This window comes from Corallococcus macrosporus DSM 14697 (genome assembly GCF_002305895.1).
In the GTDB taxonomy this organism is placed as follows: domain Bacteria; phylum Myxococcota; class Myxococcia; order Myxococcales; family Myxococcaceae; genus Myxococcus; species Myxococcus macrosporus.
Map to the genome: position 1 here is coordinate 845860 of NZ_CP022203.1, position 15581 is coordinate 861440.

11 protein-coding genes are annotated in these 15581 nt (G+C 69.9%); all 11 read left to right on the forward strand.

Features of this window, described 5'->3' with window-relative positions:
• Nucleotides 1-37 precede the first annotated feature (37 nt).
• The 11 genes from MYMAC_RS03655 to MYMAC_RS03705 all read left to right on the forward strand — a co-directional run bounded on the left by MYMAC_RS03655 (nucleotide 38) and on the right by MYMAC_RS03705 (nucleotide 15541).
• Complete coding sequence (locus tag MYMAC_RS03655) at nucleotides 38-1513, forward strand: DUF7125 family protein (RefSeq protein WP_095957051.1); 1476 nt, start codon at nucleotides 38-40, stop codon at nucleotides 1511-1513.
• Nucleotides 1514-1541: 28 nt separating this feature from the next.
• The gene (locus MYMAC_RS03660; RefSeq protein ID WP_095957052.1) at nucleotides 1542-1907 is read left to right on the forward strand and encodes a response regulator; all 366 of its coding nucleotides are present in this window, start codon (nucleotides 1542-1544) and stop codon (nucleotides 1905-1907) included.
• 6 nt (nucleotides 1908-1913) lie between these two features.
• Complete coding sequence (locus MYMAC_RS03665; protein WP_095957053.1) at nucleotides 1914-2738, forward strand: hypothetical protein; 825 nt, start codon at nucleotides 1914-1916, stop codon at nucleotides 2736-2738.
• Nucleotides 2739-2970: 232 nt separating this feature from the next.
• Nucleotides 2971-9426, forward strand: coding sequence for a HAMP domain-containing protein (locus MYMAC_RS03670; protein ID WP_204817356.1), 6456 nt, complete (start codon nucleotides 2971-2973; stop codon nucleotides 9424-9426).
• The gene (locus tag MYMAC_RS03675) at nucleotides 9423-10259 is read left to right on the forward strand and encodes a CheR family methyltransferase (RefSeq protein WP_095957054.1); all 837 of its coding nucleotides are present in this window, start codon (nucleotides 9423-9425) and stop codon (nucleotides 10257-10259) included. The genes MYMAC_RS03670 and MYMAC_RS03675 overlap by 4 nt, the downstream gene beginning before the upstream one ends.
• A complete protein-coding gene (locus tag MYMAC_RS03680; protein WP_095957055.1) occupies nucleotides 10256-10813 on the forward strand; it encodes a chemotaxis protein CheB in 558 nt (185 codons plus the stop codon). The genes MYMAC_RS03675 and MYMAC_RS03680 overlap by 4 nt, the downstream gene beginning before the upstream one ends.
• Nucleotides 10810-11970, forward strand: coding sequence for a response regulator (locus tag MYMAC_RS03685; RefSeq protein WP_095957056.1), 1161 nt, complete (start codon nucleotides 10810-10812; stop codon nucleotides 11968-11970). Before MYMAC_RS03680 ends, MYMAC_RS03685 begins: the two co-directional genes overlap by 4 nt.
• Nucleotides 11971-12000: 30 nt before the next feature.
• A complete protein-coding gene (locus MYMAC_RS03690; RefSeq protein ID WP_013936130.1) occupies nucleotides 12001-12402 on the forward strand; it encodes a hypothetical protein in 402 nt (133 codons plus the stop codon).
• A complete protein-coding gene (locus MYMAC_RS03695; RefSeq protein WP_013936129.1) occupies nucleotides 12395-12655 on the forward strand; it encodes a DUF5985 family protein in 261 nt (86 codons plus the stop codon). Before MYMAC_RS03690 ends, MYMAC_RS03695 begins: the two co-directional genes overlap by 8 nt.
• A gap of 9 nt (nucleotides 12656-12664) precedes the next feature.
• Entirely contained in the window at nucleotides 12665-12937 is a 273-nt protein-coding gene (locus MYMAC_RS03700; RefSeq protein WP_013936128.1) for a DUF5985 family protein, read from the forward strand.
• A gap of 189 nt (nucleotides 12938-13126) precedes the next feature.
• Nucleotides 13127-15541, forward strand: a complete 2415-nt coding sequence (locus tag MYMAC_RS03705) for an ATP-binding protein (protein WP_095957057.1) — start codon at nucleotides 13127-13129, stop codon at nucleotides 15539-15541.
• Nucleotides 15542-15581: the final 40 nt, after the last annotated feature.

A 15581-nucleotide genomic window follows, 5' to 3' on the forward strand; every position in this document is an offset into this window, starting at 1 on the left:
CGCGCGCCGGGACGAATTACGGTATGGAGCGGACATCATGTCCTCTTCCGAGCAACCCGCACGGCAGGACTCGCGCGTCTCCACGGGCGTGCCTGGGCTTGATGCCGTGCTGGGCGGCGGCCTCGTGTCGTCGGGTGTCTACATCGTCGTCGGTGAGCCGGGGGCGGGGAAGACCCTCTTCGCCAACCAGCTCTGCTACCACCAGGGGCGCGCGGGAGCGCGGTGCCTGTACGTCACGCTGCTGGCGGAGTCCCACGCCCGCATGCTGGCCAACATGCGGGACATGGCCTTCTTCGACTCGGCGCTGCTGCCCGAGGGCGTCTACTACGTCAGCGGCTTCCGCACGCTGGAGGAGCAGGGGCTGCCGGGGCTGCTGGAGCTGTTGCGGCGCGAGGTGCGCAACCACAAGGCCAGCATCCTGGTGCTGGACGGGCTGGTGCAGGCGCAGGAGGCGGCCGGCAGCAGCCGTGACTTCAAGAAGTTCATCCACGAGCTCCAGGTCGCCGCGGGGCTGACGCGCTTCACGGCGCTGCTGCTCACCAGCGCCAACGGGCCCGCCGTCCATCCGGAATACACGATGGTGGATGGCATCCTGGAGCTGCGCGAGCGCACCCAGGGCGTGCGCGCCTGGCGCGAGCTGCAGGTGCGCAAGTTCCGGGGCAGCGCCACGCTGCACGGCGTCCACGCCTTCCGCATCACCAGTGAGGGCCTGGAGGTCTTCCCGCGGCTGGAGTCGCGCGTCCAGCGCGCGCCGCCACCGGACCCCGGCGCGCACCGCATCCACTTCGGCGTGCCATCGTTGGACGCGCTCTTCCCGGAGGGGTTGGCGGCGGGGTCCACCTCCCTGGTGCTCGGGCCGCCCGGCGCGGGCAAGACGATGCTGGGCAGCAGCCTGTTGGCGGAGGGCCTGAAGCAGGGGGAGAACTGCCTCTACATGGGCTTCTACGAGCCGCCCAACCGGCTGCTGGGCAAGGTGGCGTCCGCGGGCATCGACCTGGGCGGGGCCATGGCGGATGGGCGGCTCAACTTCATCTGGCAGCCGCCTTCGGAGTGCATCCTCGACGTGCTGGCGGACCAGCTCCTGTCGGACGTGCGGCGGCGCAACGTGAAGCGGGTGTTCGTGGATGGGCTCAGCGCGATGCAGCAGGCCTCGCCGGAGCCCACGCGTATCAACTCGTTCTTCGCCGCGCTCACCCAGGAGCTGCGCTGCACGGGGACCACCACCCTCTTCGGCATGGAGACGCCACGGCTCTTCGGTCCGGTGCTGGACGTCCCGATGGAGGTCGGTCCTTCCGCTGTGGCGGAGAACCTCTTTTTCCTGAGACATGTCGAGCTTGAAGGCCGCCTGCGCAGGCTGCTGAGCATCTTCAAGATGCGTGACACCCACTATGACCCCACCCTGAGGGAGTTCGTCATCACCCCCCAGGGAATCGAGGTGCTGCCTCCCTTCAGTATCACTGTGGATACCTTGCTCACGGGACTTGCCCGGCACCCGGGCGCTGGCCATTTCTGAACGAACGTCTAGGAGTAGTACCACCCGTATGGAGACGGTCCTGGTGGTGGATGACGAGCAGGGCATCCTGGAAGCCCTGGCGGACCTCCTTCGAGAGGAGGGTTACCGCGTTCTGACGGCGTCTCACGGACGTGAGGCGCTGGAGCGGATGGCGGAGCTTCAGCCGGACCTGGTCCTCACGGACTGGATGATGCCCATCCTGGATGGGCCGGCCCTCATCGAGCGCATCCGCGCCGAGCCGGCCTACAAGGATGTATCACTCATGGGGATGAGCGCGGTGGACGTGTCCGCGCTGCGACATCTGTATCCCGGAATGCTCTTCCTCCAGAAGCCCTTCGACATCCACGCGCTGCTGAAGCACGTTCGCAAGGCCCTGGACGGAAAGCGAGGTTGAGGCGCCATGTTCTACCTGCTCAAGCTGGGCCCCGTGCCAATCAGCCAGGGCACCACGCAGGTGCAGGTGTATCTGCGTATCTCCGATACGGGGGAGCCGGCCCCACCCGTCTTCGAGTCGGATGACGGGGCGGGGGTGCGGGCGTTGTTGCAGGGGGTGGATGCGGCGGAGGTCCGGTGTGAGCCGGCCCTGGCCGCCGCGGGCGCGGAGCTGGGGCTCGCCGTGGCCGCGCCTTCGCCGCAGGCCTTGTCATCCTGCGCGGCCATCGCGACCTTCGTGGCGTGGGGGCAGCGGGGCTTGTCCGGGCTGGGCTCGGACAAGGCGCTGCTCTTCGTGCAGGCGGCGACGGAGTACTGGGAGGCGCGCCCCTGGACGCACTGGGATGACAGCCAGCCCTTCGAGGTGGCCGTCACCGGGCCGTTGACGCACACCTTCGAGGGCTGCGTGTTCCACATGGGGGACGGGCGCGCGGGGCTGGCGCTGTACTTCAAGCCGGGCGCGCTCCAGATGCTGATGGAGATGCAGGCGCGCGGCCAGGGTGACGCCGCCACCAGCCTGCCCGCCATCGCCGTCACGCTGGACACGTCTCCCGCGTATGCCGTGGACGCGCTCACCGCCGCGGGCCGCGCGCCCCGCCTGCCGTTGCCGCTGAAGACAGGGCCGGACGGCATCAGCGTGCCGGACACGCTGGAGTCCCTGGTGTTGGTGGCCTCGCTGCGCGCGGTGGCGCGGATGTCCCCGGACCAGCGCGAGGTGCTCAGCAACGTGGTGGCGGGAGAAGAGCAGATGCAGGTGCGCGTCCGCGCGCCCGCGCCTCGCGTCCGGCACTGAGCCTGCCTGCCCTGCCGGCGCGCGCACCGGACCTTCACGCCGGGTGGGGCCGCGTCCGGGGCAGTGTTGGCTGCCGGACGAAGTTTTCCTGGAGTGTCGCCTGATGGCCAGCCGGGCGTCCCAGGGGGGCTGGTTCAAGTGTGCGAAAGCGCGAGAAAACACGGCCTAGCTGCGAGATTCCCGCAGGACGGCAGCCCGTGCTTCGCCGTTCCGGGACCGACCAGGAACTCATATGGCCACGAAGAAGGACTCCTCCCGCCGTGCCCCTGTCACGGCGCCCCCTCCACCGCGAATCCGGGAGGATGATTCGCAGACGCTCGACTCGCGCCAGCTCCTGCGCGTCCTCACCGCCGTCCGCAAGGGCGACTTCTCCGTGCGCATGCCGGTGGACAAGGTGGGCAGCGCCGGCAAGGTGGCGGACACGCTGAACGAAATCATCGAGCTCAGCGAACGCATGGCGCGCGAGTTCGAGCGCATCGGCAACGTGGTGGGCAAGGAAGGCCGCATCACCCAGCGCGGCAACGTGGTGGGCGCGCTGGGCTCGTGGGGCGACTGCGTCGAATCGGTGAACACGCTGGTGGCCGACCTGGTCCAGCCCACCACGGAGATGGGCCGCGTCATCGGCGCGGTGGCCAAGGGCGACCTGTCCCAGACGATGGCCCTGGAAGTGGATGGCCGGCCCCTCCGGGGCGAGTTCCTCCGCACCGCCCGGCTGGTGAACGGGATGGTGGAGCAGCTCGGCGCCTTCGCTTCCGAGGTGACGCGCGTGGCCCGCGAGGTGGGCACCGACGGAAAGCTGGGCGGCCAAGCCAAGGTGAAGGGCGTGGCCGGCACCTGGAAGGACCTCACGGACAACGTGAACTCCATGGCCTCCAACCTCACCGCCCAGGTGCGCAGCATCGCCGAGGTGACGACGGCCGTGGCCAAGGGCGACCTGTCGAAGAAGATCACGGTCGACGTGCGCGGTGAAATCCTGGAGCTGAAGAACACCATCAACACGATGGTGGACCAGCTCTCGTCCTTCGCCTCGGAAGTGACGCGCGTGGCGCGCGAAGTGGGGACGGAAGGCAAGCTGGGCGGCCAGGCCGTGGTGAAGGGCGTGGGTGGTACGTGGAAGGACCTCACGGACAACGTGAACTCCATGGCCTCCAACCTGACGTCGCAGGTGCGCAACATCGCCGAGGTGACGACGGCCGTCGCCAAGGGCGACCTGTCCAAGAAAATCACGGTCGACGCCAAGGGCGAGGTGCTGGAGTTGAAGAACACCATCAACACGATGGTGGACCAGCTCAACAGCTTCGCCTCCGAGGTGACGCGCGTGGCGCGTGAAGTGGGCACGGAGGGGAAGCTGGGCGGTCAGGCCGAGGTGAAGGGCGTGGCCGGCACCTGGAAGGACCTCACGGACAACGTGAACTCCATGGCCTCCAACCTGACGTCCCAGGTGCGCAACATCGCCGAGGTGACGACGGCCGTGGCGAACGGTGACCTGTCGAAGAAGATTACGGTCGACGTGCGCGGTGAAATCCTGGAGCTGAAGAACACCATCAACACGATGGTGGACCAGCTCAACAGCTTCGCGTCCGAGGTGACGCGCGTGGCGCGCGAAGTCGGTACGGAGGGCAAGCTGGGCGGTCAGGCCGTGGTGAAGGGCGTGGGCGGTACGTGGAAGGACCTCACGGACAACGTGAACTCCATGGCCTCCAACCTGACGTCCCAGGTGCGCAACATCGCCGAGGTGACGACGGCCGTCGCCAAGGGTGACCTGTCCAAGAAAATCACGGTCGATGCCAAGGGCGAGGTGCTGGAGCTGAAGAACACCATCAACACGATGGTGGACCAGCTCAACAGCTTCGCTTCCGAGGTGACGCGCGTGGCCCGCGAGGTGGGCACCGACGGAAAGCTGGGCGGTCAGGCCGACGTGAAGGGCGTGGCCGGCGTGTGGAAGGACCTCACGGACAACGTGAACTCCATGGCGTCCAACCTGACGTCGCAGGTGCGCAACATCGCCGAGGTGACGACGGCCGTGGCGAACGGCGACCTGTCGAAGAAGATTACGGTCGACGTGCAGGGCGAAATCCTGGAGCTGAAGAACACCATCAACACGATGGTGGACCAGCTCTCGTCCTTCGCCTCGGAAGTGACGCGCGTGGCGCGTGAAGTCGGTACGGAAGGCAAGCTGGGCGGTCAGGCCATCGTGCGCGGCGTCGGTGGAACGTGGAAGGACCTCACCGACAACGTGAACAGCATGGCCTCCAACCTGACGTCCCAGGTGCGCAACATCGCCGAGGTGACGACGGCCGTGGCCAAGGGCGACCTGTCCAAGAAAATCACGGTCGACGCCAAGGGCGAGGTGCTGGAGCTGAAGAACACCATCAACACGATGGTGGACCAGCTCTCGTCCTTCGCCTCCGAGGTGACGCGCGTCGCGAAGGAAGTGGGTACGGAGGGCAAGCTGGGTGGTCAGGCCATCGTGCGCGGTGTCGGTGGAACGTGGAAGGACCTCACCGACAACGTGAACAGCATGGCCTCCAACCTGACGTCTCAGGTGCGCAACATCGCCGAGGTGACGATGGCGGTGGCGCGCGGTGACCTCTCCAAGAAAATCACCGTGGATGTGCGCGGCGAAATCCTGGAGCTGAAGAACACCATCAACACAATGGTGGACCAGCTCTCGTCCTTCGCCTCGGAAGTGACGCGCGTGGCGCGTGAAGTCGGCACGGAAGGCAAGCTGGGCGGTCAGGCCATCGTGCGCGGCGTCGGTGGAACGTGGAAGGACCTCACGGACAACGTGAACTCCATGGCGTCCAACCTGACGTCGCAGGTGCGTAACATCGCGGAAGTCACCACGGCCGTGGCGAACGGTGACCTGTCGAAGAAAATCACCGTGGACGTGCGCGGTGAAATCCTGGAGCTGAAGAACACCATCAACACGATGGTGGACCAGCTCAACAGCTTCGCCTCCGAGGTGACGCGCGTCGCGCGTGAAGTGGGGACGGAAGGAAAGCTGGGCGGTCAGGCCGTGGTGAAGGGCGTGGCCGGCACGTGGAAGGACCTCACGGACAACGTGAACTCCATGGCGTCCAACCTGACGTCGCAGGTGCGCAACATCGCCGAGGTGACGACGGCCGTCGCCAAGGGCGACCTGTCCAAGAAGATTACGGTCGACGTGCAGGGTGAAATCCTGGAGCTGAAGAACACCATCAACACGATGGTGGACCAGCTCAACAGCTTCGCCTCCGAGGTGACGCGCGTGGCCCGCGAGGTGGGCACGGAGGGGAAGCTGGGCGGCCAGGCCGAGGTGAAGGGCGTGGCCGGCACCTGGAAGGACCTCACGGACAACGTGAACTCCATGGCGTCCAACCTCACCACGCAGGTGCGCGGTATCGCCAAGGTCGTGACGTCGGTGGCCAACGGCGACCTGAAGCGCAAGCTGGTGGTGGACGCGAAGGGCGAAATCGCGGAGCTGGCGGACACCATCAACGGGATGATTGACACCCTGGCGGTGTTCGCCGACCAGGTGACGACGGTGGCCCGCGAGGTGGGCATCGAAGGGAAGCTGGGCGGTCAGGCCCGCGTGCCCGGAACGGCGGGCATCTGGCGCGACCTCACGGACAACGTGAACCAGCTCGCGGCCAACCTCACCACGCAGGTGCGCGCCATCGCCGAGGTGGCCACCGCCGTGACGAAGGGTGACCTCACGCGGTTCATCACCGTGTCCGCGCAGGGCGAGGTGGCCGCCCTGAAGGACAACATCAACGAGATGATCCGCAACCTGAAGGACACCACGCGGAAGAACACGGAGCAGGACTGGCTCAAGACGAACCTGGCCAAGTTCACCCGCGTCCTCCAGGGGCAGCGGGATTTGCTCACGGTGTCCAAGGTCATCCTGTCGGAGCTGGCGCCGCTGGTGGATGCCCAGCACGGCGTCTTCTACATCTCCGAGCGCGCGGACGGCGGCGACCAGATGCTCAAGCTGCTGGCGTCCTACGCGTACCGGCAGCGCAAGGGGCTGGCCAACACCTTCAAGTACGGCGAGGGCCTGGTGGGCCAGTGCGCCCTGGAGAAGGAGCCCATCCTCCTGTCGGACGTGCCGGACAGCTACATCCGCATCGCGTCCGGCCTGGGCGAGGAGGTGCCGCGCAACATCGTGGTGCTGCCGGTGCTCTTCGAAGGGGAGGTCAAGGCCGTCATCGAGCTGGCCTCCTTCCACACCTTCAGCGAGGTCCACATGGGCTTCCTGGAGCAGCTCACGGAGTCCATTGGCATCGTGCTCAACACGATTGCCGCCAACATGCGCACCGAGGCGCTGCTGAAGCAGTCGCAGGCGCTGACGGACGAGCTGCGCAAGCAGCAGGAGGAGCTGACGGAGACGAACAAGCGCCTGGAGCAGCAGGCCACCTCGCTCCAGCAGTCCGAGGAGCTGCTCAAGCGCCAGCAGGAGGAGCTGCGCAGCACCAACGAGGAGCTCCAGGAGAAGGCGAAGCTGCTCTCCGAGCAGAAGACGGAGGTGGAGCGCAAGAATGGCGAGGTGGAGCAGGCCAAGCTCGCCCTGGAGGAGAAGGCGGAGCAGCTCAGCCTCACGTCCAAGTACAAGTCCGAGTTCCTGGCCAACATGAGCCACGAGCTGCGCACGCCGCTCAACTCGCTGCTCATCCTCAGCCAGACGCTCAGCGACAACGTGGACGGCAACCTCACGTCGCGGCAGGTGGAGTTCGCCAAGACGATTCACGCCTCCGGCGCGGACCTGCTGGAGCTCATCAACGACATCCTCGACCTGTCCAAAATCGAGTCCGGCACCATGGCGGTGGACGTGGGGCCGCTGCGCTTCGGCGACCTGCGCGAGTTCGTGGACCGCACCTTCCGGCAGGTGGCGGACAAGAAGGGCCTGGAGTTCCACATCGGCCTGGGGGACTCGCTGCCCGGCGAGCTGGAGACGGACGCCAAGCGCCTGCAGCAGGTGCTCAAGAACCTGCTGTCCAACGCCTTCAAGTTCACCGAGTCCGGCTCGGTGTCGCTGGACATCGGCCTGGCGAAGGGCGGCTGGTCCCCGGACCACGCCATGCTGTCCGCCGCGCCCGCGGTGGTGGCCTTCACCGTGGTGGACACGGGCATCGGCATCCCGAAGGACAAGCATCAAATCATCTTCGAGGCCTTCCAGCAGGCGGACGGCTCCACCGCGCGCAAGTACGGCGGCACCGGCCTGGGCCTGTCCATCAGCCGCGAAATCGCGCGGTTGCTCGGCGGCGAAATCCGGCTGGAGAGCGACGTGGGCACGGGCAGCGCCTTCACCCTCTACCTGCCGCTGGCCTTCATGGCGGAGCGCCCGGCGCAGGAGCCCGCGCGCTGGGACTACAACCCCCTGGCCACCGCGGTGCTCCCCGCGCCCGTGGAGCCGCCGGCCGCCGAGCCGGCGGTGGCTTCCCTGAGCCGGATGGACATCGATGACGACCGGGGCTCCATCCAGCCGGGGGACAAGGTGCTGCTGGCCGTGACGCACCTGGCGGACCACGCCGCGCGCCTGCGCGCCGCGGCCCAGGGCACGGGCTTCAAGGTGCTGGTGTCCACCGAGGTGGAGGGCGCGCTGGACGCCGTGCGCAACACGCGGCCGGCCGCCGTGGCGGTGGACCTGGACCTGCCGGAGATGGCGGGCTGGGTGGTGCTGGACCGGCTGAAGCATGACGCGTCCACCCGCGCGCTGCCGGTGTACACGGTGTCGGTGGAGGACCACCGCGAGCGCTCGCTCAACCTGGGGGCCATTGGCCACCTGCGCGCGGCGGCGGACCCGGAGGCGGCGGTGGCCGCGCTGGAGGCGCTGAAGCACTTCGTGGAGCGCAAGGCGCGCGGGCTGCTCATCGTGGAGGACGACCCCGTCCACCGCCAGACGCTGCTGGAGCTGCTCGGCAGCGAGGACGTGGAGACGGTGGCGGTGGGCACCGCGGCGGAGGCCCTGGCCGCGCTGGCCGAGCGCCGCTTCGACTGCATGGTGTTGGACCTGGGCCTGCCGGACATGCCCGGCGCGGAGCTCATCCGCCGCATCCACGAGGCGCACGGCGCCGGCGGGCCGCCCCTCATCGTCTACACGGGCCGCGAGCTGTCGCGCGCCCAGGAGACGGAGCTGCGGCGGGTGGCGGAGGCCATCGTGGTGAAGGACGCCCAGAGCCCGGAGCGGCTGCTGGAGGAGACCAGCCTGTTCCTCCACCGCTCGCCGGCGACGCTGACGGAGCCCAAGCGCCGCATGCTGGAGAAGGCGCGCGAGAAGGACCCCCTGCTGGTGAACCGCAAGGTGCTGGTGGTGGACGACGACGTTCGCAACATCTTCGCCCTCAACACCGTGCTGGAGCGCTACGGCATGAAGGTGGCGTTCGCGGAGAGCGCGCGCGAGGGCCTGGAGCAGTTGGAGAAGGCCGCGGACATCGAGCTGGTGCTGATGGACGTGATGATGCCGGAGATGGACGGCTACCAGGCCATGCGCGCCATCCGCCGCATGGAGCGCTTCGCCCACCTGCCGATTCTGGCCCTCACGGCCAAGGCGATGAAGGGGGACAGGGAGAAGTGCCTGGAGGCCGGCGCGTCCGACTACATCACCAAGCCGGTGGACATCGAGAAGCTGCTCAGCCTGCTGCGCGTGTGGCTGCACGCGCCGCGGGGGACGCCGCCTCGCGGGCTGCGCACGGAGGTCTCCGGATGACGGGGCCCGGCGCGCGCGGCGCGGAGCTGGAGTCGCTGGAGGTGGACCTCCTCCTGGAGGGCGTGGCCCGGCAGTGGGGCTTCGACCTGCGCAGCCGCTCCCGGCCGCAGCTCCTGCGGCGGCTGCGGCGCCACCTGCGCGAGGAGCGGCTGGACAGCTTCTCCGCGCTCCAGGCCCGCGTGCTGCATGACGCCGAGGCGCTGGACGCGCTGCTGCGCACCTTGTCCTGCACCGCGCCGGCCTTGTTCTCGGAGGCCGCCTTCTTCCGGGACTTCCGCGCCCGGGTGGTGCCCGTGCTGCGCACCTGGCCGTCCGTGCGCGTGTGGCACGCCGGCTGTGGCACCGGCGAGGACACGTATGCGCTGGCCATCCTCCTGCAAGAGGAGGGGCTGTGGGGCAGGTGCCGGCTGTATGCGTCCGACGCCAGCGAGGGGCTGCTGGCGGACGCGCGCACCGGCGTGCTGCCCCTGCCCACGCAGGAGGACGCGCAGCGCTACCTGGAGGCGGGCGGGAAGGCCGCGCTGTCCGACTACTACACGCGCGACGGCAACTGGGCCCTGCTCCAGCCGAAGCTGCGCGACAGCATCTTCTTCACCCAGCACAACCTGGCGACGGACGGCTCGTTCAACGAGTTCCACGTCATCGTGTGCCGGGACACCTTGCTGACCTTCAACCGCGCGCTGCATGACCACGTGCACGGCCGCCTCTTCGAGAGCCTCGCCCGCTTCGGCTTCCTGTGCCTGGGTCGCAAGGAGTCGCTGACGCGCACGCCCCACGCGGGGGCCTACGAGGTGCTGGAGGGCTGCGGCCGCATCTTCCGGAGGGTGGCATGAGTCCCTTGGGGTTGTTGGTGGTGGGGGCGCCGCGCGCGGCGGCGGCGGACGTGGAGTCGGTCCTGGCGCTCTTGCCGCCGCACCTGGCCGTGCCGGTGGTGCTGGCGCTGCACCGGGGGCCGCTGGACGCGCTGGCCGCGCCGCTGGGCCGCCGCTGCGCGCTGCCGGTGGTGGAGCCGGATGACAAGGACCTGCTGGTGCCCGGCGCGGTGTACCTGGCGCCCGCGGGTTATCACCTGCTGGTGGACCGGGGCAGCGTGGCCCTGTCCGTGGAGCCGCCGGAGCATGGACAGCGGCCGGGCCTGGACGCGCTCTTTGAATCCGCCGCGGACAGCCATGGGCCCCGGGCCGCGGGGCTGCTGTTCGCGGGGCACGAGGACGGCGTCGCGGGGCTGCATGCGCTCCAGGCGCGCGGTGGCCGGGTGGCCGTGGTGGGGCCGCACCCGGCGGGAGGCGAGGGAGAGGATGGTGAGATGGAGCAACTGACGTTGGGGTCCGTGGGAGGGTGGCTCGCGCGGCTGGCCTACGTGCCGCGTTCCAAGGTGCTGCCTTGAGCGGCGCGCCCACGCGCGAACGGCTGCCGGCGATTCCGGTGGAGCCCGTCTCCCTGCTGCTGGTGGATGACCAGCCGGAGAACCTGCTGGCGCTGGAGGCCACCCTGGCGCCGCTGGGGCAGCGGCTCGTCACGGCGCGCAGTGGCCGCGAGGCGCTGCGCCACCTGCTCACGCAGGACTTCGCCGTCATCCTCCTGGACGTCGTCATGCCGGAGATGGACGGCTTCGAGACGGCCCAGCTCATCCGCGAGCGCGAGCGCAGCCGCGGCACGCCGCTCATCTTCCTCACCGGCCTGTCGCGCGGGCAGCACCCGGAGCTGCGCGGCTATGCCATGGGCGCGGTGGACTACCTGCTCAAGCCCTTCGAGCCGGCCATCCTGCGCTCCAAGGTGAGCGTCTTCGTGGAGCTGTACCGCAAGACGGAGCTGGTGCGGCGGCAGGCGGAGGCGCTGCGCGAGGCCCAGCAGCGCGAGCACGCGCGGGAGCTGCTGGAGGCGCAGCGGCGCGTGGAGGCGGAGCGGCTGCGTTCAGAGACCAACCGGAACCAGCAGCGCTGGCTGGAGGCGGTGCTCGCCGCGCTGCCCATGCCGCTGGCGCTGGTGGAGCCGGGGAGCGGCCGGACGCTGCTCGCCAACCGGGCGGCGCAGGGGCTGGCGGGGGGCTGTCTGGCCTACCGCGAGGCCCGCGCGCTGCATGCGGACGCGCGCTTCCGGGGCGCGGACGGCCGGTTGTTCGCGGACGACGACCTGCCGCTCCCGCGCGCGGCGCGCGGCGAGGTGTTCCAGGCCTGTCCCGTGGAGTGGGAGGTGGGCGGACAGCGCGGCTCGGTGCTTGCTTCCAGCGAGCGGCTGCCGCGCATGCACGGGCGCCCGGAGACGATGGTGCTGGGCCTTTTGGACGTGACGGCGCTGCGAGCCGTCGCCAGCCAGGGCTGGCTCCCCCTGCCCGTCACGGAGCACATCGCTACACTGGAGGCACGGGGTGAGGACACGGGCCCGCTCACCCGGCTCATCGACGTGCTGCAAAGCCTGCCAGGCTTGAGTCCTGCAAGGTCCGGACAGGAGCACGAGGAGGGCTCCCCATCAGCGGAGCAAAGCGGCCAGGCGAGCAACCATGACGCCCAGAGCGATGAACATCGCCGGGTGAGAAATGGTTGACGCACAAAATAACATGGGCAAGGTGGATGTGTGAGTGACGCCGGAATCCCTCAGCGGGTCCAGCGCTTCATCACGACGCACATCGACTCCCTGGAGAAGCTGGAGGTGCTCCTCCTGCTTCGTGCGCGCGCGGACAGGGAGTGGACGGCATCGGCGGTGAGTCTGGAACTGCGCATTACAGATGTTTCCGCCGCCTCCAGGCTGGAGGACCTGACGAACCGACGCATGTTGGTGAGCGATGGCGCCTCACCGCCGTCGTATCGCTACAGTCCCGTGTCGTCGGAGGATGTGCAGGCGGTGACGGAGTTGGCGGCGGTGTACGGCGCGAAGCGCGTCAGCGTCATCACCTTCATCTTCTCGCGGCCGTTGGACAAGGTACGTGGCTTTGCCGAGGCATTCATCCTGAAGAAGGACAGGGACGGCCATGGCTGAAGCGGTCTACATCCTGTGCGCGTTGACGAGCGTGGCCTGCGCGGTGCTGCTGCTGCGGGCCTACAGACGCACGGGGACGCGGCTGCTGCTCTGGAGCGGGTTGTGCTTCGTGGGCATGGCGGTCAGCAACGTGCTGCTCTTCGTGGACCTGGTGCTGCTGCCCACCACCATCGACCTGTTCATGCCGCGCCTCGTCGCGACGCTGGCCAGTGCCTCCGTCCTGCTCTATGGCCTCATCTGGGATGCATCCTGAGGTGCCCTGATGCTCAAGACCATGCTCAACGGTGCGGTGGCGATGGCGTGGCTGGCGAGCGCGCTGTTCTTCCTGCGCTTCTGGCTCCAGTCGAAGGACCGGCTCTTCGCCTTCTTCGCGCTGGCCTTCACGATGCTGGCGGGCAACTCGGTGGTGGCGGCGCTGCTGGACGCGGATGACGAGCGGCGCCACTACATCTACGTGGCGCGGCTGCTCGCCTTCCTGCTCATCCTCTACGCCATCTGGGACAAGAACCGCGCGAGCCGCCGCGGCGGCGTGTAGGGCCCCGGCGCCGTCCGCCAGGTCGCCCACCTGACAGTTGTCTCGTGCCCCTGGGCGAGCCCCGTTGTCTGAGCCGCGGGGGCGTCATTATCTCGGGCAGCCATGTCGCGCCGCCCTTCCTCATCCTCGCGGCCCGCGTCCGTGGACGAGCGCGAGCCCGCGCGGTCCGTTTCCCCGGAGAGAGAGGACGTGTGCCCACCGCGGGTGCCGGAGGCCCAGGCGGGTGGGGCCGGGCGGGCCGTCCGCTTGCGCGGCAGCGACGACGCGGAGGAGCGCATCGCGTTCCTGTCCAGCGCCGGGGAGCTGCTGTCGTCGTCCCTGGAGTCTGGCACGGTGCTCCAGCGCCTGGCGGAGCTGGCCGTGCCGCTGCTGGCGGACTGGTGCGCGGTGGACGTGCTCTCCGCCGACGGGCGCGTGGAGCGGTTGGCCGCCGCGCACCGCTCACCGGACAAGGTGGCGCTGGTCCACGCGCTGTCGCGCCTCCAGCCGCCGGACCTGAAGGCCCCCGGGGGCGTCCCGGAGGTGCTGCGCACGGGCAAGGCCGCCCTGCTCCCGGAGGTGCTGGAGGCGGTGGTGCCGGGGCTGGTGCACACGGAGGCGCAGTTGGAGGTCGCGCGGCGCCTGGGCATCCGGGCGGTCCTCATCGTGCCGCTGCTGGCGCGTGGGCGCGTGCTGGGCGCGCTGTCGCTGGTGCGCGGAGAGGAGGACGCCCTGCCCGGCGCGGCCGACCTGGAGCTGGCGTTGGAGCTGGCCCGGCGCGCCAGCCTGTCCCTGGACAACGCGCTGCTGTACGCGGAGGCGCGGAGCGTGCAGCGGCGCACCGAGCGGCTCCAGGCCGTCACCGCGGCCCTGTCCCGCGCGGCCACCGCGGAGGACGTGGCGGAGGCGCTGATGCACGAGGCCCCGCGGCCCGGGGGCCCGGCGCGCGGCGCGGTGCTGGGCATGCTGGAGGATGGGCGCCTCCACGTGCTGGGCTCCTTCGGCTATCCGCCGGAGACGCTCGACGCCCTGCGGGGGCTGTGGGCGGACCAGGTGCCCGGGGTGGACCGGGCGCTGGAGCGGTTGGAGCCGCAGTGGCTCCCCTCGCATGAGGCGCTGATGCGCGACGTCCCCGCGTCCGTCAGGGCGGTGGTGGAGCGGATGGGGCAGGGCGCGCGGGCCGTGCTGCCCCTGCGGGTGGAGCACCGCGTCCGGGGCTTCCTGCTGTGGGCCTGGGAGGGCGCGCACGACTTCCTCGCGGAGGAGCGCGGCTTCCTGGGCGCGTTGGCGCAGCAGGGCGCGCAGGCGCTGGAGCGCGCGGCGTTGTACGAGGCGCTGCGCGAGCGCGGCGGCAAGCTGCACCTGGCGCTGGAGGCCGGGAAGGAGGCCGAGGAGCGGCTCTTCTTCCTGCTGGAGGCGAGCCGCGCGCTGGCCGAGCACCTGGACGACGTGGAGTGGACGCTGGAGCACGTGGCGCGGTTGGCCGCGCGGAACGCGGCCACGTATTGCCTGGTGGAGCTGGTGGGCGCCGACGGCGTGCTGCGCTGCGTGGCCGCGTCCCACCGGGAGCCGGAGCGGGACGTGTCGGGGCTGGCCTCGCCGCCGCCGTCGTGGGTGGAGGGGGCGCTGCACCCGGCGCGCGAGTGCTTCCTGTCAGGCGAGACGCGCTTCCTGCCCGAGGTGGGGCCGGAGCTGCGCGAGCGCATGTGCCAGGGCCCCGAGCACCGCGCGCTCCTGGAGGCGCTGAATCCGCACTCGCTGCTGGCGGTGCCGGTGCGCATGCGGGGGCGCACGCTGGGCGTCATCACGCTGGGCACCGCGGCCCCCTGCCGCCGGCTGGTCACCCCCGACGTGGGCATGGCGGAGGAGCTGGCGCGGCGCGTGGCGGTGGCGTTGGAGAACGCGTCGCTGTACCGGGACGCGCAGGCGGCGGTGCGCCTGCGGGATGAGTTCCTCTCCGTGGCCAGCCATGAGCTGAAGACGCCGCTCACCAGCCTGAAGCTCCAGCACGGGCTCATCGACCGGGCCCTGGGCGCGGCGGGCGGCGACAAGGTGCGGCCCCGGCTGGCCACGGCCATGCGGCAGGTGCAGCGGCTGAGCGCGCTGGTGGACAGCCTGCTGGACGTGAGCCGGATTTCGCTGGGGCGGCTGACGCTGGAGCCGGCCGAGGTGGACCTGGGCCAGGCGGTGCGCGACGCGGTGGAGCGTTTGGAGGAGGTCTTCATCCAGGCGGGCTGCTCGGTGCGGGTGGACGTGCCGGGCCCGCTGCCCGGGCAGTGGGATTCACTGCGGCTGGACCAGGTGCTGGTGAACCTGCTCACCAACGCGGCCAAGTACGGCGCGGGCCGGCCTGTCCTGGTGGAGGCGGCCTTCGACGGTGAGGAGTCGGTGCGGGTGTCGGTGCGTGACGAGGGCATCGGCATCTCCGCGGAGGACCTGCCGCGCCTGTTCCGCCGCTTCGAGCGCGCGGTGTCCGAGCGGCACTACGGTGGCCTGGGGCTGGGGCTCTACATCAGCCGGCAGATTGTGGACGCCATGGGCGGGCGCATCGAGGTGGAGAGCCGGCCCGGCCTGGGCTCCATGTTCACCGTGTGTCTGCCCCGGGGGCGCGCCGTGGCGCGCTGAGCGGAGGGCCTGGTGTCCCGCGGCGCGCCGCCGGGGCGTC

What these genes read in the sequence shown, in the direction of transcription:
- MYMAC_RS03655 (WP_095957051.1), top strand. Translation starts at nt 38, where the DNA reads ATGTCCTCTTCCGAGCAACCCGCACGGCAGGACTCGCGCGTCTCCACG.
- MYMAC_RS03660 (WP_095957052.1), top strand. Translation starts at nt 1,542, where the DNA reads ATGGAGACGGTCCTGGTGGTGGATGACGAGCAGGGCATCCTGGAAGCC.
- MYMAC_RS03665 (WP_095957053.1), top strand. Translation starts at nt 1,914, where the DNA reads ATGTTCTACCTGCTCAAGCTGGGCCCCGTGCCAATCAGCCAGGGCACC.
- MYMAC_RS03670 (WP_204817356.1), top strand. Translation starts at nt 2,971, where the DNA reads ATGGCCACGAAGAAGGACTCCTCCCGCCGTGCCCCTGTCACGGCGCCC.
- MYMAC_RS03675 (WP_095957054.1), top strand. Translation starts at nt 9,423, where the DNA reads ATGACGGGGCCCGGCGCGCGCGGCGCGGAGCTGGAGTCGCTGGAGGTG.
- MYMAC_RS03680 (WP_095957055.1), top strand. Translation starts at nt 10,256, where the DNA reads ATGAGTCCCTTGGGGTTGTTGGTGGTGGGGGCGCCGCGCGCGGCGGCG.
- MYMAC_RS03695 (WP_013936129.1), top strand. Translation starts at nt 12,395, where the DNA reads ATGGCTGAAGCGGTCTACATCCTGTGCGCGTTGACGAGCGTGGCCTGC.
- MYMAC_RS03700 (WP_013936128.1), top strand. Translation starts at nt 12,665, where the DNA reads ATGCTCAAGACCATGCTCAACGGTGCGGTGGCGATGGCGTGGCTGGCG.